Origin of the sequence: Hyphomicrobium sp. (assembly GCF_041659645.1) — a bacterium.
Lineage (GTDB): Bacteria > Pseudomonadota > Alphaproteobacteria > Rhizobiales > Hyphomicrobiaceae > Hyphomicrobium_B.
In genome coordinates, this window is the sequence record NZ_JBAZXX010000001.1 from 1,080,265 (window position 1) to 1,101,843 (window position 21,579).

Annotated in this window: 23 protein-coding genes; 11 read left to right on the top strand and 12 right to left on the bottom strand. The window is 60.2% G+C overall.

Going from position 1 to position 21,579, the window contains the following annotated elements; genetic code table 11:
- Window positions 1-2 precede the first annotated feature (2 nt).
- Entirely contained in the window at window positions 3-1,103 is a 1,101-nt protein-coding gene (locus WC811_RS05050; RefSeq protein WP_372641607.1) for a polysaccharide deacetylase family protein, read from the bottom strand.
- Between the two features lie 282 nt (window positions 1,104-1,385).
- Between WC811_RS05050 and WC811_RS05055 the strand changes: the two genes are divergently transcribed.
- Window positions 1,386-1,823, top strand: a complete 438-nt coding sequence (locus tag WC811_RS05055) for an N-acetyltransferase family protein (RefSeq protein ID WP_372641609.1) — start codon at window positions 1,386-1,388, stop codon at window positions 1,821-1,823.
- A gap of 6 nt (window positions 1,824-1,829) precedes the next feature.
- On the opposite strand, the gene WC811_RS05060 is transcribed toward WC811_RS05055, so the two are convergent.
- The 5 genes from WC811_RS05060 to WC811_RS05080 form a co-directional block, all read right to left on the bottom strand.
- Window positions 1,830-2,822, bottom strand: coding sequence for a DUF6232 family protein (locus WC811_RS05060; RefSeq protein ID WP_372641611.1), 993 nt, complete (start codon window positions 2,820-2,822; stop codon window positions 1,830-1,832).
- A gap of 82 nt (window positions 2,823-2,904) precedes the next feature.
- Window positions 2,905-4,251, bottom strand: a complete 1,347-nt coding sequence (locus WC811_RS05065; protein WP_372641613.1) for a hypothetical protein — start codon at window positions 4,249-4,251, stop codon at window positions 2,905-2,907.
- A gap of 102 nt (window positions 4,252-4,353) precedes the next feature.
- Window positions 4,354-5,028, bottom strand: a complete 675-nt coding sequence (locus tag WC811_RS05070; RefSeq protein WP_372641615.1) for a hypothetical protein — start codon at window positions 5,026-5,028, stop codon at window positions 4,354-4,356.
- Window positions 5,029-5,040: 12 nt separating this feature from the next.
- The gene (locus WC811_RS05075) at window positions 5,041-5,526 is read right to left on the bottom strand and encodes an isoprenylcysteine carboxylmethyltransferase family protein (protein ID WP_372641617.1); all 486 of its coding nucleotides are present in this window, start codon (window positions 5,524-5,526) and stop codon (window positions 5,041-5,043) included.
- A 71-nt stretch (window positions 5,527-5,597) separates the two neighbouring features.
- Window positions 5,598-6,026 carry a hypothetical protein gene (locus tag WC811_RS05080; RefSeq protein ID WP_372641619.1) on the bottom strand — a complete coding sequence of 143 codons (429 nt, stop codon included), beginning with the start codon at window positions 6,024-6,026 and terminating at the stop codon, window positions 5,598-5,600.
- 174 nt (window positions 6,027-6,200) lie between these two features.
- Here WC811_RS05080 and WC811_RS05085 point away from each other — a divergent pair, with 174 nt between their 5' ends.
- Genes WC811_RS05085 through WC811_RS05095 form a run of 3 tightly spaced genes read left to right on the top strand, consistent with a single transcriptional unit; the run spans window position 6,201 to window position 8,255 of the window.
- A complete protein-coding gene (locus tag WC811_RS05085) occupies window positions 6,201-6,632 on the top strand; it encodes a hypothetical protein (protein WP_372641621.1) in 432 nt (143 codons plus the stop codon).
- 54 nt (window positions 6,633-6,686) lie between these two features.
- On the top strand, window positions 6,687-7,124 hold the full coding sequence (locus WC811_RS05090) for a DUF1489 family protein (RefSeq protein WP_372641623.1): 438 nt from the start codon (window positions 6,687-6,689) through the stop codon (window positions 7,122-7,124).
- Window positions 7,125-7,148: 24 nt separating this feature from the next.
- Window positions 7,149-8,255, top strand: a complete 1,107-nt coding sequence (locus WC811_RS05095; RefSeq protein ID WP_372641625.1) for a pyridoxal phosphate-dependent aminotransferase — start codon at window positions 7,149-7,151, stop codon at window positions 8,253-8,255.
- A gap of 33 nt (window positions 8,256-8,288) precedes the next feature.
- On the opposite strand, the gene WC811_RS05100 is transcribed toward WC811_RS05095, so the two are convergent.
- Complete coding sequence (locus tag WC811_RS05100) at window positions 8,289-8,951, bottom strand: TetR/AcrR family transcriptional regulator (RefSeq protein WP_372641627.1); 663 nt, start codon at window positions 8,949-8,951, stop codon at window positions 8,289-8,291.
- Window positions 8,952-9,023: 72 nt separating this feature from the next.
- Between WC811_RS05100 and WC811_RS05105 the strand changes: the two genes are divergently transcribed.
- Window positions 9,024-10,205 (top strand): MFS transporter, encoded by a 1,182-nt coding sequence (locus WC811_RS05105; protein WP_372641629.1) that lies wholly within the window; start codon window positions 9,024-9,026, stop codon window positions 10,203-10,205.
- A gap of 91 nt (window positions 10,206-10,296) precedes the next feature.
- Entirely contained in the window at window positions 10,297-10,605 is a 309-nt protein-coding gene (locus WC811_RS05110; RefSeq protein ID WP_372641631.1) for a hypothetical protein, read from the top strand.
- A 64-nt stretch (window positions 10,606-10,669) separates the two neighbouring features.
- On the opposite strand, the gene glnA is transcribed toward WC811_RS05110, so the two are convergent.
- On the bottom strand, window positions 10,670-12,079 hold the full coding sequence (gene glnA / locus WC811_RS05115) for a type I glutamate--ammonia ligase (protein ID WP_372641633.1): 1,410 nt from the start codon (window positions 12,077-12,079) through the stop codon (window positions 10,670-10,672).
- 105 nt (window positions 12,080-12,184) lie between these two features.
- Complete coding sequence (locus tag WC811_RS05120; RefSeq protein ID WP_325570695.1) at window positions 12,185-12,523, bottom strand: P-II family nitrogen regulator; 339 nt, start codon at window positions 12,521-12,523, stop codon at window positions 12,185-12,187.
- Window positions 12,524-12,821: 298 nt separating this feature from the next.
- Between WC811_RS05120 and WC811_RS05125 the strand changes: the two genes are divergently transcribed.
- Window positions 12,822-14,369: an NAD(P)H-hydrate dehydratase gene (locus WC811_RS05125; protein ID WP_372641635.1), complete on the top strand. Its 1,548-nt coding sequence runs from the start codon at window positions 12,822-12,824 to the stop codon at window positions 14,367-14,369.
- Window positions 14,370-14,379: 10 nt separating this feature from the next.
- On the opposite strand, the gene WC811_RS05130 is transcribed toward WC811_RS05125, so the two are convergent.
- Complete coding sequence (locus tag WC811_RS05130; RefSeq protein WP_372641637.1) at window positions 14,380-14,952, bottom strand: thioesterase family protein; 573 nt, start codon at window positions 14,950-14,952, stop codon at window positions 14,380-14,382.
- A gap of 108 nt (window positions 14,953-15,060) precedes the next feature.
- Here WC811_RS05130 and WC811_RS05135 point away from each other — a divergent pair, with 108 nt between their 5' ends.
- The 3 genes from WC811_RS05135 (at window position 15,061) to WC811_RS05145 (ending at window position 19,328) form a co-directional block, all read left to right on the top strand.
- Window positions 15,061-16,806 carry a tetratricopeptide repeat protein gene (locus WC811_RS05135; protein ID WP_372641639.1) on the top strand — a complete coding sequence of 582 codons (1,746 nt, stop codon included), beginning with the start codon at window positions 15,061-15,063 and terminating at the stop codon, window positions 16,804-16,806.
- A gap of 19 nt (window positions 16,807-16,825) precedes the next feature.
- Window positions 16,826-18,292 (top strand): deoxyribodipyrimidine photo-lyase, encoded by a 1,467-nt coding sequence (locus tag WC811_RS05140; RefSeq protein ID WP_372641641.1) that lies wholly within the window; start codon window positions 16,826-16,828, stop codon window positions 18,290-18,292.
- 193 nt (window positions 18,293-18,485) lie between these two features.
- Complete coding sequence (locus WC811_RS05145; RefSeq protein WP_372641643.1) at window positions 18,486-19,328, top strand: L,D-transpeptidase; 843 nt, start codon at window positions 18,486-18,488, stop codon at window positions 19,326-19,328.
- Window positions 19,329-19,380: 52 nt separating this feature from the next.
- Here WC811_RS05145 and WC811_RS05150 read toward each other — a convergent pair whose 3' ends face one another.
- Both WC811_RS05150 and WC811_RS05155 read right to left on the bottom strand, forming a co-directional pair.
- Entirely contained in the window at window positions 19,381-20,586 is a 1,206-nt protein-coding gene (locus WC811_RS05150) for a DUF1134 domain-containing protein (protein ID WP_372641645.1), read from the bottom strand.
- Between the two features lie 82 nt (window positions 20,587-20,668).
- Window positions 20,669-21,079 carry a thioesterase family protein gene (locus WC811_RS05155; protein ID WP_372641647.1) on the bottom strand — a complete coding sequence of 137 codons (411 nt, stop codon included), beginning with the start codon at window positions 21,077-21,079 and terminating at the stop codon, window positions 20,669-20,671.
- Between the two features lie 194 nt (window positions 21,080-21,273).
- Between WC811_RS05155 and WC811_RS05160 the strand changes: the two genes are divergently transcribed.
- Complete coding sequence (locus tag WC811_RS05160) at window positions 21,274-21,579, top strand: hypothetical protein (RefSeq protein WP_372641649.1); 306 nt, start codon at window positions 21,274-21,276, stop codon at window positions 21,577-21,579.

Consider the following 21,579-nt stretch of genomic DNA (forward strand, 5'->3'; position numbering starts at 1 on the left):
GATCAATTGAATAGTCCCCAGGACGAGGTCTCGTCCTTCGGCTTGGCGGTCTTCTTATATTTTGAAACAGGGATCTTCACCGGAGCGGAATCGTCGGCCACGCCGTCAACAATCGTGGGCTTGGTCGCGACCCTTTTATAGCGCGAGCCCGCCCTGAGGCGCGTTCCGGTCGGCGAGACGGCGGCCAGGTCCGTTCCGGGGATAGAGGACATCGGCCAAACGATCGAGCGCGACACCATCGGGTTTGCGGCTTTCGCGGCGGCTTTGGCGGCGAGCGCCTTTTCGGCGGCAGCGTCATAGGAGGCGATCGTCTCGATCTGTCCCTTGGGAACGAACTGTACGACCTTGTAGCCTCGGTCGTGAAGCTCTTTCAGCAAGTCGGGAAGCTGCGCGGCCGTCCAAGCGTGGATGTCGTGCATCAGAATGATGCCCTTCTTCTGCTTGGCGAGCTGGGAAAGAATATTCTGCTCGACGACTTTCGCGCTACGCGTTCGGTAATCCTTGGAATCGACGTCGATCCACACGGCTCCGATGTTGCGAGAGCGCAGATAGGCTTCGGTCTGTTTGGTGGAGTTGAGATAGGGAAAGCGAAACAGCGGCGCGACAGGGGTGCCCTTGGCTTTCGAGACGGTCGAAATCGCGGCCTCGATCTCCTGCTGCGCTTTCGCGAGCGAGATGACATGGATGTTCTTGTGAGACCACGTATGCGAGCCGACGGTGTGGCCCGCAGCTGCGACTTCCTTCACCATTTCCGGATTAGCGAGCGCCATTTGACCGACCATGAAGAACGTCGCCTTGGTGCACTGGTCGGCCAGCGCCTTGAGGATCGGTCCGGTGACCGACTTCATCGGGCCGTCATCGAAGGTCAGGACGACTTCGCCGTCGTTCAAAAACTGCTTGGCGCCGGCTTTCTCGCCGCCGACGTCGACGCCGCCTTCGGTATCGATTTCGACGACGCGCGAGACACCCAGCTTCGTGTCGTCGCCGATGCACGCGTCCGGCTTGACCGCGGCGCCAACTTCGACTTCCGCGAAGAGAGGATCATGCATGGCGAGTGCCAGAAGGGACGCAAAAGCCAGGATATAGACGGAAACGTACCGCATCTGTCTCGCTTCATGATGGGAGCCGAGCCGGATTTGTACGGAGGCGACTATGAATGATCAAGCAACGGCGGTTGTGCCCTGCCGATCCTTTTTTCGCTGTTACTCAAGTGCCGCGTTTTGCATCGCTTCGTTGTCCGCATCGGCGGAAATGTGAACAAATGCTGACGATTGGCAGCGAAAAATGCGCGATTTCTGTACTTTTTCGTATGGTTCCGCAAAGGCTGACAAGGACTGCGAAATGCGCGATAGAGCGGCGCTCGAAATGAAATAGGTGGAACGTCGATGGTCAGCGTCAGGCCGGTGGTGGCGAGCGACGAAGAAGCTTGGTTGAAGCTCTTTCGAGCTTATGTCGTTTTTTACAAGGCCAGCGTGTCCGAGGAGATCATTGCGACGACGTGGCGCCGCCTTCTCGATCAAGACGACAACATGACGGCCTTGATCGCAGTCGACGATGACGGAAAAGCCGTCGGGATCGCGGCGCTCGTGTTTCATCGTTCGACATGGTCGGCGGGTTGGTATTGCTATCTTGAGGATCTCTTCGTTGCGTCTGACGCGCGGGGACTTGGCGTTGGTCGAGCCCTTATCGAAGCAACGTACGCCGAAGCCGACCGTCGTGGCGCGGACCGGACGTATTGGGCGACGCAAGACAACAACGCAACGGCGCGTAAGCTTTATGATCGCATCGGCACGCTGACGGAGTTCGTGCAGTATCGGCGCTGAGCCTCGTCAAACGAGGCTGTTGATGTGGTCGAATAGTTCGACCGCTTGCGGATACGCTCCGAGGATTTGGGACATTTCACCCGATAACTCCTGGAGGCGCGTCTTCTGCGATACCGTCGGCGTTCCGGCGCGCATCAGCAGCTCAAGTTCCGAGAGCCGTTGTTCGAGGTGCTGGGTGCCGGCCTGGCGTGCATAGAAGCGGTGCATCTCGACGATCGCCGGAAGGACGCCGGAATAATCGACGAAGTTTTCGGCGACGGCATTCGGCGCGGCCGCGCCGTTCAATGACGCCGATAGCGTCGGCTGTGTGCGCAGGGGACGCGACGGCGGTCCGGTGTTTTCCGCCGGATTTTGCCGTGGCCTGTTGCCACCAGTTTGCGGTCCGCGCTCTGGTGGCACGCCGATATTGCTTGGGCGGCCGGATTGCGTCGGATGCGGCTGAGTACCGTGATCGGGCGGCGGCAGTGAAGCGGGCTGCCCCTGTCCCGAATTGCCGCCGAGTTGTTCGATGTGGCCGCGGTCGAAATTGACGTTGAAGACCATCGTCTCGTCAGCGCGGTTGATCTTGTCGGTGAGGATCGTGCGTACTTCTTCGAGAATGGAGCGGTCCGGCGCGGTAAATCGCGACAGCACGCCATCGGCCGACAAGATAAGCAGGTAGTGCGTTTTGTCGTCGGGGCGAAGTGCGAGGCCGGCGAAGACAACCGCAAGGAATCCGAGGACGACGGTTCCGCCGGTCGGCGCCAGCGGTCCCCATGTAAAGTCCGGGCGCATCGAACCTAGGGCCATCAGAACAAACAGAAGCGTCAGCAGCCAATAGATTGCGGTCGGCCTGTGCGCGACATGCGTGCCGGTGCTGACCGTCGCGATATTGGCGATGGCAATCGTGCGCGTCGGCGTCGATAGCACGCGGCGATCAATGCGCAGCGACCCGAATGTTTTGGTCGCGGCTGCGCTCTCGCGAATTCGTCCGGTAAACACCATCGAAAACCTGCTCATGGGACTACGGTAATAGTCCGAGCGGAAACATAGTCGATGCGGCAAGGAAACAGAAGCCTTGCGCAGATGTCACACACGCTTATCAGCTGGCGGGAACATCAAGTTTTTTGGTGAGATCTTCGAATTCTCTACGCAACTCGTCGTTCTTGAAAATCTGTTCGAAGCTCGGGGCTTCGAGTTTCTGGATGGCCTCGAAGGAGGTCGAACTCTCGCGAATCAAATTGCGAAGCTGAACGCTGGCCTCGACCGTTTCGTAAGTGTTGTCCGCGATCTTCAGGTCATGCGTCGCCTTGAGGCGGGCGCCGGCGATCTGTTCGCGTTGCTGTTGCAGATAGTGGCGATAGGCCTTTGCGGCTTCGTCGGCGACCTTTTGGCTTTCGCGATTCGATTGGAGGGCACGTTGCTGATCAGGGCGGTTGTCGGCTTTAAGCAACTCGGCGGTGCGATCGCGGGCGGCGGCGATATCGGCGATGATGGCATCGAGCTTCGGCAGGTATTGCGTATCGATCTTGGCGATGGTCGCGTCCTGGGCCTGTACCAGCATAGCGAAGAGCGCGGCGTGCATTGCGAAATAGCGGCGCGCGGCCTCCATGTTGTCGCCTGTCGTGCCGATAAGTTTGGCGAGTTGGGCGTCGATCAGCTTCGCGGCGTTGAAGACGGCGACGAGACGAACGAGATCGCCCGATAGGACGCTATCGAGAAGCAGATCGACCTGCTGTTGGGAAAGCTCGACGCCGGCGGCCTTCAAGGCGACGGCGATCTCGGTTTTCGAGCTTGTGATCTCAACGCGGTTGGCCTCGATCCTCTTATTGTTCTCCGCAATCTGATCCTGGAGAGAGGAGACGGTGTCGGTCAAAATCCCGGGAAAGTTCGCGTCCTTGGGAGCGACGAGCTGCTTTTCCTTGAGCTTGACGTTGGCGTCTTCAAGCTCGCGGATGTTGTGCCGCAGAAGTTCGACGCGTTTTTGCACTTCAACCACGGGTGCGTTCGTGACGATGCCGAGTGCGGCATCGAGAAGGGTGCGAACCTTGGCGTTGCGGTCTTCGCGCGTCTCCTTCCAGAACGGCGGGATGATGTAGTCGTCGCGGCTCGGCAGTTTGTTTTCGCCGGCGCGGGTGTCGGCGGCGTCGCGCAAAATGGAATCAATGGCGGCCATCAGCGATTTGGCCTGCTCATATTGAGGGTCGCCGTCACGCGGATCGGCGGCGGCGGCTTTTGCTGCTTCTTCATCGGCGCTGGGTTTCGATGGCTTCTTCGTGGGATCGAGCGCATTGGCGTCGCTGCCCGCCGCCGTTTTGCCTTCGACGGACCGCAGCCAATCGGCGATGGCATCGCGCTTCGCAGCTTGCGCATGGGCGCCGCTGGAAAATCCCAGCATCACGACAAGTACGAAATACCGGGCCGCTATGGGCTTCCGTCCAACCGACATGGGTGCCTCCGGCGCGACAATGGCGATGAAAATTCCGGCAAATCAATGGTGCTGCCGTAGCGTGGTGTATGCAATCTTCCGACGGCGCGGGTTATCGCGGCGTTAGCGGGCGGCGGCGGCGCGGATCAAGCGGCGGAAGTCTTCGTCGATGCTGCGGGCATCGTCGAGAACGAGCATCTCGGCAAATGGCGGCGCGCCCTTGTTGACGGCTTCGGCGGGTTTGCTGCGATTGGTGCCCGCCGGTCCGAAATTGGCGTAGAGGCGCAATTTTTTCGGACCTGGATAAAGCGCCGCGAAGGGCTTGGGAGCCGACATCGTGACCAGCGGTCCGGCAGCTGCAAATTCCGTCGCAGGCACCGCACGCCCCACTTCGCGCAGAATGTGCTCGGCAAGAGGGCGCAAGCCTTTGGCCTCGCTCAAGAGATTTTGAATGTCGCCGCCCGACGGTTGTGGAGGCTGGAGCACAGAGCGGACCGGTCGAGTCCGCGACGGCGGCTCCTCGGTTGTTTCGCTAGTCGATGCCGCGCGGTTCGCGGGGTGCTGTTCGTTTGGGAGAATGCCGGCGTAGATCAGGCGACCGCCGTTGTGGTGGATGCGTTCGAGCCAGGACGCCCATGCAAAATGGAAGCCCTGATGGCGGAGCCAATCAATAATGTCGTTGCGCTCGGTGTGGCCGCTACTGGCAATCGCCGTCATCCAGGCTGCGAGATCGCGGCCGGTGTCTTCGGCGAGACCGGCGACGAATTCGCGTTCCTTTTCGGCGTAAGCGGAGTTCATGGCGATCCGATATCAGATCCAGCGCCGCGAGCGAGCTTTGTAGGCCAGATATTCGTCGCCAAACGCTGCTTCGAGATGGCGTTCCTCGGGAATGATCTGCAGCAAAGTAACGAGAATCACGAAAAGCAGGGCGGCTGCGACGAACCAGATCGATTGGGTGATTTCGGCGCCATAGAGAAGCAGCAGCGCCTCGCCAAGGTAAATCGGGTTTCGGAACACGGCGAAGGGGCCGGTCGTGACGAGCCGCGTCGAGGCGCGGTTGGGAAGGTAGGTGGTGCGATGTGCGATCAGCGTCGCGAAGCCCGAGACGACCGCGAGAAGTCCGAATGCGCCGAACGCGAGCCCCACCCAATGGGCCGCGGTATCGTCAAGGCCCGGCCACGGTAGCGGTGCGAATACCATCAGCGTCCAGGCAACAGCGATGGCCGCGACGAAGAGCACGGGCGGCCAAGGAAATCCGGTTGCCGCCGCGATGGGTTCTGATTTCTGGTCGGTCATTCAGCCAGACTATCGCCAAATGGCATCCCAGTCAGCCGCTACGCGCCGTGCGGCAGTCGGCCGCCGGGTGGCTACGGCGCCGCCGGAGCCGAAGCTTTCTTTTTCTTCGGCGGCAGAACGGTTGGCGCCGGAACATCGGAGATATCGCTCTTTTGCAACTCGGCGTCGAGGTCGTAGCTTTTGCAGCCCTTTTCGACCAAGCGTTGGTTATATTCCCGGAGTTTTTGGATGCTGGCGGCGTGCTCGCCCTGCGGGTCGATGCCGTGCGCGGCGTTTCCGAGGGTTGCAGCGAAGCCCGATTGAATGCCCCGGGCCAGGGAGGACGCCTGCTTGCGGTCGGCAAACCCGCGAGCCTCGATGATGCTCACTTGCATGCGCCCCGCGATCTGCTTGCATGAAAGTTTGTCTTCGGGGGTATCCGGCTTCTGTTTCTTGGCGTCGGCGGTGGACGGCACGGCGACGGCGAGAGAAACGAGGATGGACAGAGCAAAAGTTCGCATAGGGGCCCGCAAGAAGAGTTAAGTTTCAAAGCCCATAACATTTCCGGGGCGGTCTCAAGGCAAACTCTGGGTACGCTGGAGCAGATGTGCGGCATTGACGACGATGGGCTTCGTCGTGTTGCTTCGCCGTTCGGCGCCCCTTCCGAAATACGGGCTATCAAACGGGTCATGGCAATGCAGAATTTTCGTATCGGGTTTGCTCTCATCTCCGTGTTGTTCGGGAGCGAGGCCGCATTGGCTCAGGACGACTTTCCAACGCACTTCGCCTGCGATTTCGCTCAAGGCTATTCGTGGACCTATGACGCGGGAAAATATCACATGACGCCGCCCGCCGACCTTGCATTCGAAATCGGCAAAATCGACCTCGAACATCAGACGGCACTCCTTATTCTCGGCGGCAAGCCGGCCAACGGCCTCAAGGTCGTGCGTGCGATCAACGCCAATCACTTTATTGAGGTCGTCAACGAGGGATTTTTGAACCTCACGACGATCTACGATCGCGATCCGGCAACGGGGAAGTATCCCGCTGTGCATTCACGGCATTTCGGGCTTTTCGGGCAGCCGGTGTTCGCGCAATACGCCGGGAGCTGCGTCGTCAAGCCCTGAGGTCTGTGGATAGCCGAGTTGCTCTCTCAATCCGGTTGGGGCAGAACGCTCACCATGACATTGAACCTCGTAAAGCTTTGCGTCGGCGTGACGACGATCGAGGAACTTGCGGCCTGGCAAACGGAACATCGTCAGCGCAAGAGCCGGGGCGGCGTGGCATGTGCCTACCATCGAACATTTCAGACCCCGAAGCGGGAGGCGGACCTGCTCGACGGCGGCTCGATGTATTGGGTCATCAAGGGCATTATTCTGGTGCGCCAGAGGCTTGTCGGATTCGAACAGGGGACAAAGGACGATGGTTCGGCGTGCTGCACCATTATGCTGGCCCCCGAATTGGTCCCTGTGCGGCCGACGCCGCGGCGCGCCTTTCAAGGCTGGCGCTATCTCGACGCAGCGGACGCGCCACCTGATCTCAAATCGGGTAAGACCGATCAGATCGCCGCGATGCCTGCCGAGATGCGCAAGAAGCTCGTCGATCTTGGATTGATCTGAGCACAGAACTTTTACGAGCCATTCATGTCCCGCCCTCCGTTTACACCGACAATTGCAGCCCTGCCGAAGCTTGTACCCTTCATCGGACCGGAGGCGATGGAGCGGGCGCGAGGGCGGCCGTTCCGGGCGCGTCTAGGGGCTAATGAAAGCATTTTCGGCGCGTCGCCCAAGGCCATTGCGGTTATGCGGGATGCGTCAGCCGACAATTGGAAGTATTCCGATCCCGAGAGCTATGAGCTTCGCTCTGCTATCGCGACACACCACGGCATACCGATCGAGTGCGTTGTGGTGGGCGAGGGGATCGATGGGTTGCTCGGCTTGACGTGCTCGCTGTTTCTGACACCGGGCAGCAGCGTCGTCACGACGGATGGCGCGTATCCGACGTTCAACTTTCACGTCATGGCGCACGGCGGCATCGTGCGTGCCATTCCCATGCGGGATTTTCGTGAGGACGTGCCGCGCCTGATCGAGACGGCGAAAGCGACGTCTGCGCCGCTGATTTATGTTTCCAATCCGAACAGCCCGATGGGCACGTGGTGGACGGCGGACGAGATCAACGCATTCGTTTTGGCGCTGCCGTCGCAAACGCTTCTCGTTCTGGACGAAGCGTATTGCGATACGGCGCCCGCGGGGACGGCGTCGCCGATCGACGTGTCGAACCCGCAGGTCCTGCGTTACCGGACATTCTCGAAAGCATATGGGATGGCGGGTGCTCGGATCGGTTATGCGGTCGGCGAGCGGAGCGCGATCGAGGCGTTCGACAAGGTTCGCAATCACTATGGGATCAATCGCGTCGGGCAACTCGGTGCGCAGGCGGCGCTTCTCGATCAAGACTATCTCAAGGATGCGGTTGGGCGGATTTCAGCAGCGAGGACGCGGATCGCGGCGATTGCGGTCGAGCATGGCCTCAAGCCGCTAACCTCGGCCGCGAGTTTCGTTGCGGTCGACTGCGGGGCCGATGGCGCGTTTGCGTTGCGCGTTCTGCAGGGGCTTCTGGAACGCGATGTCTTCGTTCGTAAGCCCGTCGCCAAAGGGCTGGAGCAATTTATTCGCGTTTCGTGCGGGCGGGACGAAGATCTCGACGTTTTTGCGAGCGCGCTCGCCGACGTGCTTGAGCGCGTTCACGACTGAAGCTGACCGAGGTGGCGGCGATCGGCCTTCAATTCACGACGGCGTTTTCGATGGCCGCTTTTTCGCTGCCTGCGCTTCAATACCCGACACGATATTCGTAATCGCGGCGTCGAATACCTCTTCGTCGCGGAGATTGGCGAAAATCGGCAAGAGCTTTCGTGTCAGCGGCAGGTCGGGTTGTCGTTCGATGTTTTCGAGTTCATCCGTCGTCGGCTTACGGAGCAGGCCGCCGATCTCGCCCGAGCAGACGCCCAGGATTGCCGCGTACGTGGCGAAACCCAAGGCCGGAATATCCTCTTCCGGCAAACCGGCATCATAGAGCATCTGATGCCATTCTTCGGCGACTTGAAGGTCGCTCGGGCCGGTGGTCCAGAAGCGCAGCAGAAGAGCAAAAGCATTTGGATAGCGTTTGGAGATCGCTCTATAGGCCATTGCCAGTGCGATGAAGCGATCCTGCCAGGGAAGGCGTCGTTCGGGGGCCTCGACCTCGGCCTGCAGACTGTCGGCGACGGCGCGCTCCAGGCCTTCTTTGGAGCCGAAGCGATAGCTCAAAGTGGCGACGTCGCAGCCGATGGCTCGCGCGGCACAACGAAGGCTGAACCCCTCCAGCCCCGCGCGTTCAATCTCCAGCAGCGCCGCGTGAACCAGGTCGGCGCCGACCAGCCCTCTTTGTCCGCGTGTGTGTCTCGTTTTCATCAACGTTGAAATTGCCCTTGCGGAGGCCGACGTCAAGGATTATTCCAACACTGTTGAAATGTCGAGGCGGCCATGGCGTCTACTATAGATTGCGAATATACGGACCGCGAAAGGGCTTTGAGCCTTGCCGCTATTCTTTCGACGTCGTTCGGTGTCGGAATTTCATTCGGCATGGGTTTCCCGCTCACCGCTCTGACGTTCGAAGCTTGGCATGAACCCAAGTGGATGATCGGACTGGCCGGAGCGGCTCCGGCGTTGGCTGTCCTTCTGGCGCTTCCGATCGCGCCATGGGTCATATCGAGGGTAGGCCCGATCGCCGCGATCGCGGGGGGATGTTTCGCCGGCTCGATTGGCTTCTTGGCGCTTGGCCTCTTTGAATCGCCGTGGGTGTGGATCGCGATACGGCTCCTGATGAGTGCCGGCTTCGCGATGCCATGGCTCGCCGGAGAGACATGGATCAACTCAGTCGCGCGGGAAGAAACGCGAGGCCGTGTCATTGCCATTTATGCAATAGCATTTTTTTCCGGTTACGCTGTTGGCCCTATTGTTCTGCACGCCCTTGGTTTGGTTGGGCCGCTGCCGTTTATCGCGGCTGCGCTGGTAACCGCGATTTCCGGATTGCCGATCATCGTCGGCCGGCGGCTCGCGCCGACGTTCGCTCATGACGGCGAGCGAAACGTCGCTTCGGCATTTCGCCTAGCGCCAGCAGCAATGGTCGCGGCTTTCATCGGCGGATTCGCGGAGATCACCGTTCTTTCGCTGATCCCGAATGTGGCGCTCGCCGCCGGATGGTCGGAGGGGGCCGCGCTTGCTTTGCTGACCATGACGACGCTGGGTGGTGTCGTGCTTCAGTTTCCGATTGGCTGGCTGTCAGACAAGATGTCCCGCTTCAGGCTGATGATCGCGTGCATGATCATTTTTGTCATGCTGGCTCTGGCGTTGCCATGGGCTTTGACCGGGACGAGCGTGGCGTTCGTGATCGCGTTCCTCACCGGCGGCGTCATTCTGGGATTTTATGCGCTGGGCTTGGCGATCATCGGCGAGCGCATAACGGCCGGCAATCTCCCGGCGGTCAACGCCGCGTTCATCATCACTTATCAGCTCGGCGCGCTCGTTGGTCCTGTCTGCGCGGGCATCGCGATGACGGACGATCCGGTGCATGGCTTTGTCGCAATTGTTATCGCAACGATGCTCCTGTCCGGACCGGCGTTGATCGTGGCGGAGCGGCTGGAGAGGCGGGGAGCGGTACTGTAATTCGATACCGCTCCATCATGGTTAATCGTTTGTTTGCGTCCTTTCGCTAGTCTCGCGCAAGCTTCAACTCCGCCTGCTAGCGATATTACCCATGTTCGTGCGATCCGTTCTTTCATTCTTTTCCGTGCTGGCCTTCGGCGTCATGACCGCGGCTGCCGTTTTTGCGCTCACGCCTTGGCTTGCCGGGCACGTTCCAGACAGCGTGCGTTCGCTGGCGGATGATCTGCAATTTGAATCTCTGACGATTGGTCTGGCGCTTGGTTTGACACTTGGCGCCATCGGACGTTGCAATTGGTCGGACATTCCGCGCCGGGTCGTGACGTGGTTCATGGTCCGTGAGCAAAGGTTCTTCTACTATTCGCTCATCGCGGTGTGCGCGGGCGTGCTCGTCTTCTACTAGCCGCAACGAAAAGAGGCGGCCCCCGGGGACCGCCTCTCGATATCGTCAGAGCAATACTCGATCTTCAGACCGAGTAATACATGTCGAATTCGACCGGATGCGGCGTCATCTCGAAGCGCATGTTTTCTTCCATGCGCAGCGCGATGTAGGCATCGATCATATCGTCGTTCATGACGCCGCCGGGCTTCAGGAACTCGCGATCCTTGTCGAGGCTGTCGAGAGCTTCGCGGAGCGAGCCCGCAACGGTCGGAATTTTCGCAAGCTCGGCCGGTGGAAGGTCGTAAAGGTTCTTGTCCATCGCCGGGCCGGGATCGATCTTGTTCTGGATGCCGTCGAGGCCGGCCATCAACATCGCCGTGAACGCGAAGTAGGGGTTGGCGCCGGGATCCGGGAAGCGGATTTCGATGCGCTTCGCCTTCGGGTTCGTGACGTGCGGAATGCGGCACGAGGCCGAGCGGTTGCGGGCCGAGTACGCGAGCAGCACAGGGGCTTCGTAGCCCGGAACCAAGCGCTTGTACGAGTTGGTCAGGGGATTGGTGAAGGCGTTGATTGCCTTGGCGTGCTTTAGAATGCCGCCGATGTAGTGGAGGCACATCTGCGAGAGGTCGGCGTACTTGTCGCCGGCAAACATCGGCTGGCCGCCCTTCCAGATCGACTGGTGGACGTGCATGCCCGAGCCGTTGTCGCCAAAGACGGGCTTCGGCATGAACGTCGCCGTCTTGCCGTAGGCCTGAGAGACGTTATGCACGACGTACTTATAGATCTGCATATGATCGGCCATCGTGATCATCGGGCCGAACTTGACGCCGAGCTCATGCTGAGCAGCGGCGACTTCGTGATGGTGCTTTTCAACGGAAACGCCCATCTCGCTCAGAACCGATAGCATCTCGGAACGGATGTCCTGGGCACTGTCGATCGGGGGAACCGGGAAGTAGCCGCCCTTGACGCGCGGACGATGGCCGAGGTTGCCGGATTCGACGATGGCGCCCGTGTTCGACGGAAGCTCGCTTGAGTCGATCTGGTAGCCCATCGAGTACATGTCGGTCGTGAACCGGACGTCGTCGAAGATGAAGAACTCGGCTTCCGGACCGAAGTAGACTTTGTCGCCGATACCGAGCGACATCATGTAGGCCTCGGCCTTCTTGGCGATCGAGCGCGGATCGCGCTCATAGGGCTGGCCGGTCGAGGGTTCGAGAACGTCACAGAAGATGGCGACGGTCGTTTGCGCGAAGAAGGGGTCGACGTGCGCGGACGATGGATCGGGCATCAACGTCATGTCGGAGGCTTCGATCGATTTCCACCCGGCGATCGAAGAACCGTCGAAGGCGTAGCCGTCGGAGAATACGCCTTCGTCGACGCAGCTGACGTCGGCCGTCACGTGCTGCATCTTGCCCTTGGTGTCCGTGAATCGGAAATCCACGAACTTCGCTTCCTTGTCCTTGATGAACTTCAGGACGTCATTTGCGTTTTTCATAGACACTCCCCTGTCTAGGCATTCCGTTACAACTCACGCGTGCCAAATGGTTTGGCCAAGTCGGCCGGTTCAAGCGTGACAGTGTTTTTATCGTTCGCTTATTTATCAGATGGCATCGCGTCCGGATTCACCGGTCCGGATCCGAATAGCGTCTTCGATCGACGAGATAAAGATCTTGCCGTCGCCTATCCGGCCCGTCTTCGCGGCCTTTTGGATGGCTTCGATCGCCTTGTCCAGCATATCATCGCTCAAAACGACTTCGATCTTCACCTTCGGCAGGAAGTCGACCACGTATTCGGCCCCCCGATAGAGTTCGGTGTGGCCCTTTTGGCGCCCGAAACCCTTCGCCTCGATGACAGTGATGCCTTGCAAGCCGATTTCTTGTAGCGCCTCTTTTACTTCATCGAGCTTGAAGGGCTTTATAATCGCTTCGATCTTTTTCATTTTCGCCCCTTGAATCTTGGACAGCATGTCGGTTCTAACCCACGCCTGCCCAGTGGCCCTAAGGCTAGCAGAGGCCGTGCCACCTGTGACGTTCGTAAGAAACATCACATATGTCATTGGCTTAGCGTGTCGTTACGGCTTCTTAGATGGTTGTGGCCCGATTAATAAGCCTTAAATTGGCGCGCGTTGCATAAATTTTGGGCTGACTTTTCCGCGGATTGAGCGAATGGAGCTCCGGCGCTGAATTTGCAGGCAGTCGTCCGAAAGTCGAAGAACAGGTGGGATTCAGGTAACCGGCATGAATGAATTACTGACGACGTCCGAGGCGGGGGATGCGGACCGCCTGGCGGCCCAGGCTGGCGTTCCGATGCTCGACCTCATGGAGCGCGCCGGCAAGGCGGTCGCCGAGGCGGCCGTCAATATGGTGTGGGGACCGGACCGGCGAGTCGCCGTGCTCTGCGGACCGGGAAACAACGGCGGCGATGGATTCGTCGCGGCGCGCCATCTGCGGGACAAGGGATACGACGTTCGCGTTTTTCTTCTCGGCGAAAAGAGCGCGCTCAAGGGCGACGCCGCCGATATGGCGCGGCGCTGGCCGCTTCCCATCCGCCCGGCAACGCCTGACGCCCTCCAAAGCATGCACCTTGTGATCGATGCGCTGTTTGGCGCGGGGCTGTCGCGTCCGTTAGACGGCGACGCGGCGGAACTCGTCACGGCGGTGAACGCAAGCCGATTGCCGGTTCTGGCTGTCGACGTTCCTAGCGGTCTCGACGGCACGAGCGGAGACGTGCGCGGCGTTTGCGTGAAAGCGCGGAAGACGGTGACGTTCTTCCGCAAGAAGCCGGGCCACGTTCTGATGCCAGGGCGGCGGCTTTGCGGCGAGATCGTCGTCGCGGATATCGGCATTCCGGAGAAGGTGCTCGAAACTCTGAAGCCGTCGCTCCATGAAAACGGCTTGGCGCTCTGGATCGAAAATTTCAACTTGCCGAAGGACGGCGGCCACAAATACGACCGCGGGCATGCAGTCGTCGTGTCGGGTCCGGCGCTGCAAACAGGGGCGGCGCGGCTCGGGGCTCGTGGAGCGTTGCGGATCGGCGCTGGGCTCGTCACGCTCGTCGGCAATGCGACGGCGGCCGCGATCATCGCGACGCAGATCACGTCGATCATGGTGCGCTCGGTTGCTGGTGCTACGGCGCTCTCTAAATTTCTCCAGGATACCCGGCGAAATGCGGTGTTGATCGGTCCCGGAGCGTCGGTCGGCGCGGAGACTGCGGACGATGTTCTGGCGATTCTCAAATCGCCGGCGGCGGTCGTGCTCGATGCCGATGCGTTGACGTCGTTCTCGGAGCCCGGCGACACGCCGCGCGGTGACGCAAGCATGGGATTTCTCGCACGCAACGGCAATGAACCACATCGGCGTGAGACGCTGTTCGCCGCCATCAAGAACCGGACAGCGCCCGTCCTCATGACGCCTCATGAAGGCGAGTTCAAACGGCTGTTCGGCGAACTTCCGGGTTCGAAAGTCGATCGGGCGAGGGAGGCCGCAAAGCTTTCGGGTGCCGTCGTCATTCTGAAGGGCGCGGATACGGTTATTGCGGCGCCCGACGGGCTGGCGGCGATCAACGCAAACGCACCGCCTTGGCTCGCGACAGCCGGATCGGGCGACGTTCTGAGCGGTTTCGTCATCGGACTGCTCGCGCAGCACATGTCGCCGTTTGAAGCCGCGGCCGCCTCGGTTTGGCTGCATGGAGAAGCCGCCAATACGTTCGGGATCGGTTTGATTGCCGAGGATCTGCCCGACGTTCTGCCGAAGGTTCTTCAGCGTCTTTTTTCGGAGAAAGTTTGAGGAGCGGACCTTAAGCGCCAAATTGGGAGGCGGTTCTCCCGGCTTGTTTAAGCTGGTCGTCGGCCTGCAAGAACGCCTCGACCTCGGGCGTCGAGGGCGGGCTAATTTCGGAGACTCCAAGCAGCGACATCAGCCGCGAGATTTCGACGAATTTCTTGTCCTTTCGGTCGTATACGCCGCCTTTGAAAAGAGCCCGCGTCGCGACTTGTCCGTTACGCGGACCGCCGTCGATGATGAATGTCTGTTCCATGACGACAAGCGTCGGGCCCCAGCACAGGAGGCGCGTTTCCAGCTGGAACTTTTGAAACGGGCGTAGCTCGCGTTGAAAGCGAATGGTGATGGCGCTGGCGATCGGCGTCCAATGGTGGCGCAGGACTTGGCGCCAGAGTCCCGAGCGCACCAGGACGTCGAGGCGGCCGAGATCCATTAGCGTCAGATAGCGGCCATTGTTCATGTGGACTGAGAGGTCCAAGTCGTGCGGCCAGACGCGGAATGAAAGCACGGATGTTTCGTTAGGCAGCGTGAGTGCGCCGCGGCGGCGTGCCGTCAGCAGTACCCACATCAGTCTGAACCAGAGGTTCATGCACCGGTTTCCGAAGCGAACTTGCCCACGCCTATGATGGCTTTACCTTTACGTCAACAGTCTCGAGCGTCGCGGCGGGATTTGAGGATTGCCCGTGTCGAGGCCACAATGGCACGATATCGCGAAAGCGATTATGAATCGTCATTCCGAGGAATCGAAAAGGGTTCGGCCACGATTATGAAGTGCTTCCGGGCGATGCCGATATGGCTTGTCGTGGCTTCGCCTCTGGCGGCGGCGTCGGCGTCGGCGTTTGCTGCCGATGCCGTCAACGCGCCTTCGCCAGCAGAGGAAGGCGGCGCTTTGCTCATTCGCGGCGACGTTGCGAAAGCTGTTACAACCTACACGTCGGCCCTGAAGGATACCGGGATTCCGAATGATCGGCGCGCGACGATTCTGAATGATCGTGGTGTCGCAAACGTGAGGCTTGGCGAGACCAAGGCCGCGCTCGAGGATTACAATCGCGCGGTCGAGCTTTTTCCGGAATATCCGGTTGCCTACAACAATCGGGGCAACCTGCTGCTGGCGCTGGGGCAACTCGGGGAAGCGACCAAGGATTTCGATCGGGCGCTGGTGCTGGCGCCGGGCTACGCAGCAGCATACTCAAACCGCGGCAACGCCGAGATGAAAATCGGTAAGCCCGAGGCTGCGCTCGCGGATTTTACAAAAGCGATCGAGTTGATGCCGGCGAGTGCGCCGCCGCTTTCGGGGCGCGGCCTCGCTTATCTCGCGGTTGGAAAACCACACGCCGCCATGCGGGACTTTTCCCGCGCTGTGAGTGCCGACGCACGCTTTGCTTCCGCTTACCGCAACCGGGCGGAGGCACGCATGGCTGTCGGCCAGCGTGATGAAGCGATCGAAGATCTTTCGCGGGCCGTCGCGTTCGATGCCAACAACGGCGAACTCTACGTCGTTCGCGGCTATGCTTATCTGCTTGCGGGAAACACGGCGTCGGCGCTCAAGGATTTCTCGCGTGCGATCGAACTCGATCCGAAATCGAGCGCGGGTTATGAAGGCCGTGGCCTTACCAATGGCGTGGCGGAAGCCTTCGATGACGCCTATGCCGATCTCAATCGGGCAATCGAGCTTGATCCGCGTTCGCCGGTGGCATTCGCGTTCCGTGCGTATGTCTATAAGCAAAACAGCCAGCAGGACATCGGTAGCAAGGACGTTGAAACGGCGATCAAGCTCGATGCCAATTCGCCAGAGGCGCTGTGGGCACGCGGCGAAATCGAAGAAGCGAACGGCCAGGCCGATACCGCAATCGCTGACCTTCGGCAGGCGCTGCAGCTTCGGCCAAGCTGGCAATTCGCGTCGGATGCGCTGAAGCGCCTTGGGGCAGCGACCGACGATGAAGACGACAAGCCCGTGCCGTCGCTCGATATCGCCAAATGGCATGTTGTGCTGCACGGCAGGGATTATTTCGCGACGAGCGAGGAGTATCCGCAAATTCGCGTGCCACTCGAGATGACGGGCGAAGGCGTGCCAATGCTCTTGGCTTGGGACGTGCAGAAGCCACCTTACGCGGGTTACGGTATTTTGCGGTTTTCCGGCGGTCACGTTCGCGGAAAAAATGGGGACGAAGACACCGAGCTCGCCGCGATCATCGATATCGGCGCCGGAAAAGTTATGGCGATCGAGCCACATCGGCAAGGCACGCGCGTCGCGGCTTGGACGTGGGATGGAGATCGCCTGCAAATCGCGAGCGTCGATGGCGTGACCGACGAATATCAGCTGCGTCCGGTTAATGTTGCGGTCGTCGGAAATCGCGACCAAGCATACGATGCGCAGCGAGCCGAGCGTCAGCAACGCAGAAGCAAGCCGAAGTCGATTTTCGAATTCCTGTTCGGGAATTGATGTTCGAGGTATAGCCACCGTGGCCAAGAGCGCAGCGGGCGCGAGCCCCGTCATCGTCTGGTTTCGAAGCGAACTCAGACTCGAAGATCATCCGGCGTTAAGCGCGGCCGTCAAATCAGGTGCGCCGGTTCTTCCGCTTTACATTCTTGATGATGCGGCCGCCGATCGCTGGAAACCCGGCGGCGCATCTCGGTGGTGGCTTGCAAAAAGTCTCGATGCGTTGGGCCGCGATATCGCGAAACGTGGCGGACGGTTGATTTTGCGCCGGGGCGATACGGCGCGCGAGTTGACGCGTGCCGTCGAGGAGAGCGGCGCAACGGCCATCCACTTTACGCGGGGTTACGAGCCTTGGTCGGGTGCACTGGAAAGCGGACTGCATACGCTTTTCAGCGGCATGGACGTCGCGTTCAAACGCTTTGGCGGGCGATTGCTGCAAGAGCCGGAAGATTTGCGCACGGCTTCGGGAAATCCCTATCAGGTTTTCACGCCCTTCTGGCGTGCCTTCAGGCGGGATTTCTCGCCATCGCGGCCGGTCGCGGCTCCGGAACGGTTCAGCGCGCCGCCGCGCGAAATCGCGTCAGATGAAATTTCCCATTGGAAGCTGTTGCCGGTGAAGCCCGACTGGTCGGGTGGATTGACGGCGGCGTGGGAACCAGGAGAAGACGGCGCGCGGGTGCGTCTCGAAACGTTTATTGCGGGGACTCTTTCCTCATATGCGACCGGCCGTGATCGTCTCGATCAGTTTGGTACATCGCATCTTTCTCCACATCTTGCATTTGGCGAGATTTCGCCAGCGGCGTGCTGGCGTGCAGCGTCGGCGGCGTTGAACGACAAGGGTTCGAGCGATCAATCGATCGAGACATTCCTGAAAGAACTGGCTTGGCGCGAGTTCTGCTATTCTCTTCTCATTCATTTTCCCAAAATGCCGGACGAGCCTCTTCGCGAGGAATTCGCGGCGTTCAAATGGGCAACGGTGTCGACCGATCTCACGGCTTGGCAGAGGGGCATGACGGGCTATCCGATCGTCGACGCCGGTATGCGAGAGTTGTGGGCTACGGGCTACATGCACAATCGCGCCCGTATGATCACGGCGTCGTTCCTGACGAAGCATCTTCAATTGTCGTGGACGCTCGGCGAAGCGTGGTTCTGGGATACGCTTGTCGACGCGGATCTCGCGAACAATGCCGCAAACTGGCAGTGGGTCGCGGGCTGTGGCGCGGATGCGGCTCCTTATTTCCGAATCTTCAATCCCATCCTGCAGGGCGAGAAGTTCGATCCCGACGGCGATTATGTGCGGCGCTGGGTTCCCGAACTCGAGCGATTGCCGGCGAACGCGGTTCACTCACCGTGGACTGCGGATGCGGCTACGCTTAAACGCGCCGGTGTCGTCGTCGGAAAAACGTACCCATCGCCGATCGTCGATCATAAAGCGGCGCGCGCCCGCGCTTTGGCGGCCTATGAGAGTTCAAAAGCCGCTAAACCTTGAGATCATCATCTTCGGAGGCTCGCTCGCGCAGATACACCCGCGATTTTGAAATATGCGGCGAAACCTGAAACTGTTTCGTAAGTAAATTGAACCATTTGCCTGTGTTTGCGGAGATTTATAGGCAATTTCCATTAACATTGCGGTGGCAAACGCCGTAGTATGGTCTCAAGACGGTATTGCGTAGGGAGCTGCGATGTTGCGTACTATTTTATTGGCGGTGGCTGTTGCCATCGTCGTTCCGTCGGTCTCGGCCATCGCCGAACCGGCTGAAGTGCCCGCCAGTGGAGCGGCAACGACAACACAAACACAATCGGGAACGACAACCTTCTTCGGTAAAGCCAAAGAAGAAAAAGCGGCTGCGCCCGTCGTCGCGAAGGAAGAGCCTGCTGCGGTCAAGCCGCGTCCGCGCCCGCTTCCGCCGACACTTACGGCAACAGTCGATCTTTCCAAACAGACGATGACGGTCTCGGTCAATGGCGAGGAGCGCTACCGTTGGCGGATATCATCGGGGACCCAGCAATTCGCGACGCCGACTGGAAACTTCAGTCCGCAGTGGACGTCCGCCATGTGGTACTCGAAGAAGTACGATAACGCGCCGATGCCGAATGCCGTTTTCATCAATGGCGGCGTCGCGGTTCATGGAACCGGCCACGTTGCACAGCTCGGAAGTCCGGCGTCGCACGGGTGCATCCGGTTAGCGCCCGGCAACGCGAAGACATTTTACAATCTTGTGCAACGCCACGGCCTGCAGCGGACGCGTGTCGCTGTGCGCGGACGTCCGAACTGGGGCGATGCGATTGCGCGTCGCGACAGGCGTCGTGACGACGACTACGCAAGCGGTGGCAGCTGGTTTTGGGGTGGCAGTTCGAACGACGAAGATTCGCGCGAAGCTCTTAAGAGAGATCGCAAGAAATCCACCTACGTCTACATCGACGGCGTTCGGACAAAAGTCTACCGGCGCAAGGACGGCAAGTATGCCTACAAGGACGCGTCGAAGCGCCAGCGCTATTCCGGCGGGTACGCCTACGCCAACTGAGCATTCCCTTCGACGAAAAAAAGCCCGGGAAACCGGGCTTTTATTTTTGCCGTCAGAACGGGTTCCAGGTCGGCTTTTCGGTGAATCGTAGATAACCGACGTTGGCGCCGAGCCTTACGCCGACGCCCGATCGAATGGGTGCCATGATGACTTGCCCGCCCTTCAGCAACGTGACGCCGACGCCGCCGACGAAATAGGCGGAGCCATCGATACCGGTGAAGTTACGATAAAGGTCGTCGGGATTGTCCATCCGGTAGATCAGGAAAAGTGTCCGCGATCCCGAAGCGCCAAAATCGGTACCGAGTGAAGGGCCGTGCCAAAAGACCTCTCGCGTCCCCGACTGCGAGCGCATGAATAGCGTGCCCTTGCCGAAGCGAAGACCCGCAAGAAAGGCGCCCCCGCCTTCGACGCCGAGCACATAAGCTGTCGGACGTCCGGCTTGCTTGAAGGTGTGCTCGATGGCGGAGGCCAGGTTTGTCGAAATCGAGCCGAAGAAGCCGCGCGTGACATCGCGAATTTCCTCGATCGTGTAGCCTTCTTTTTCGGGAGGCGGGAGGGCAGGGATCGGATCAGGCTCTTGCATCGCGACGACAGGAGGGAGCGCCGTCGCATCTGGTTTCGTGTGGGCAGACCAACCCTGGGCCGGCGGTTGGGCGGGCTTGGCGGCCGGCTTCTTTGCTTCGGCGACAGGGGGCGAAGCGGATTTCTTGGCGGTCGGTGGCGAGGACGCTTGCGGCGGCGAAGCCGGCGGCGAGGAAGGGATCGGTTGGGATACCTCGGCCGTTGCGCTCGGCGCGGTCGCGGGAGGGGCGCGCTGAGCTTCGGCGATCTTCTCGTCGAGGCGCTTCAGCATGTAGTCCGACTTCGCCTTGATGACGGTGTTGAGCTGGGCTGCGGACAATTTCAGTTCGTCGAGCTTGGCGCAGTCGGGCTCGGTGCCGTCAGCAACGCGGCCGAGGGAATCGACCGTCAGCAGGAGGCGGCTGCTTCTGGTGTCGAATTCGTCGAGCGTCGAGTCCCGGATCGCGTCGAACGCCGAATTCTCGTAATTGGTGTCAGTGAGATGCAATGCCTCTTTATAGCGTTTGAGACGCTCCTGGAGTTTGGGCTGCGCTTCGAGCATCAGCGCCCGCAGGCTTGCAGCAGACTGATCGACGGCGACCGCAAAATCGCTGGCCGTGCAGGGCGCGGCGATCGACACTGGCGCATACACGGCAACGCCCGCAGCCAGAGTGAGGAGAGCGAACATCGATCGCATGACTTTGCAGCTCCAGGGTGGGTCGCCGAATACCGGGCGAATTCCGGTCGGGTGCCGGAAGCAAGAGATTGACAGGCTTCGCCTAGACCCGTGGCGGAGATTTGGCGGCAATGCGCGCCATGAAACGAGCAGTGTCAACGATAATTCGGGTGTGAACGCCCGATCCGATGCGGTCGACACCGTCGCTGGCGGAAACATCGAATATGACCTTTCGGCCGTCGATGGCTTTCACGGTGGCCGTTGCCGTCACCGTGAGGCCAATAGGCGTCGGTACCGAATGGTTGACGTCCAGGTGCACGCCCAGACTCTGATGGTCGTCAGGCAAATGGCTGCTGAGGCAATCGACGGCGGCTGCTTCCATGATGGCAATCAGCATCGGGCTGGCGAAGACGGGCACGTCGCCACTGCCGACGCGGGTGGCAAGGCGTTCCTCGGTGACGAGCATGCTCGCCGAGCCGCTTAGCCCGACGCGCAACTTTGAAAGGTCGGCCATTGCCATGCTCCTCCTTGGGTGAAAGGGCCATAAGGGGCGTTCTCGCAATGATCAATAGGACCGATAGAGCGCGTGCTTGCCACGCCGTTAACCGCGATGCGTCATCGCTCTCCCAAAAGGGACCATCGGCGGTCTAGGTGGCACGGGATGGCTTCGTTCGTTCGAAGGTGATGCGAGGGTTTTGTGGAGGGCGCGTGCTGTATCGCTTTCGCTGGTTCATGATCGCATTCTCGATGGTGCTGGCCCTGGCGCCGTTCTCTGGGCTGATTGCTGCGGCGCTTTTGGCATCGGCCCTTAGCTGCGAAATCAACGATGCCGCGATGGGACCCTGCCGTGCCCACGGCTTCGACTTTGGTCCTCTCCTATCGGATCTTGTTCTGACCGCGAGCCTCGGCGAGGTCGTGTTTTCAATCCTTGCCGTTCTCTTGATCGCATGGGCCGTGGTCGAAGGTTTTGCGTGGCTGTCGCGATGGTGGCGGCAGGCGCGCGCCGCTCATTGA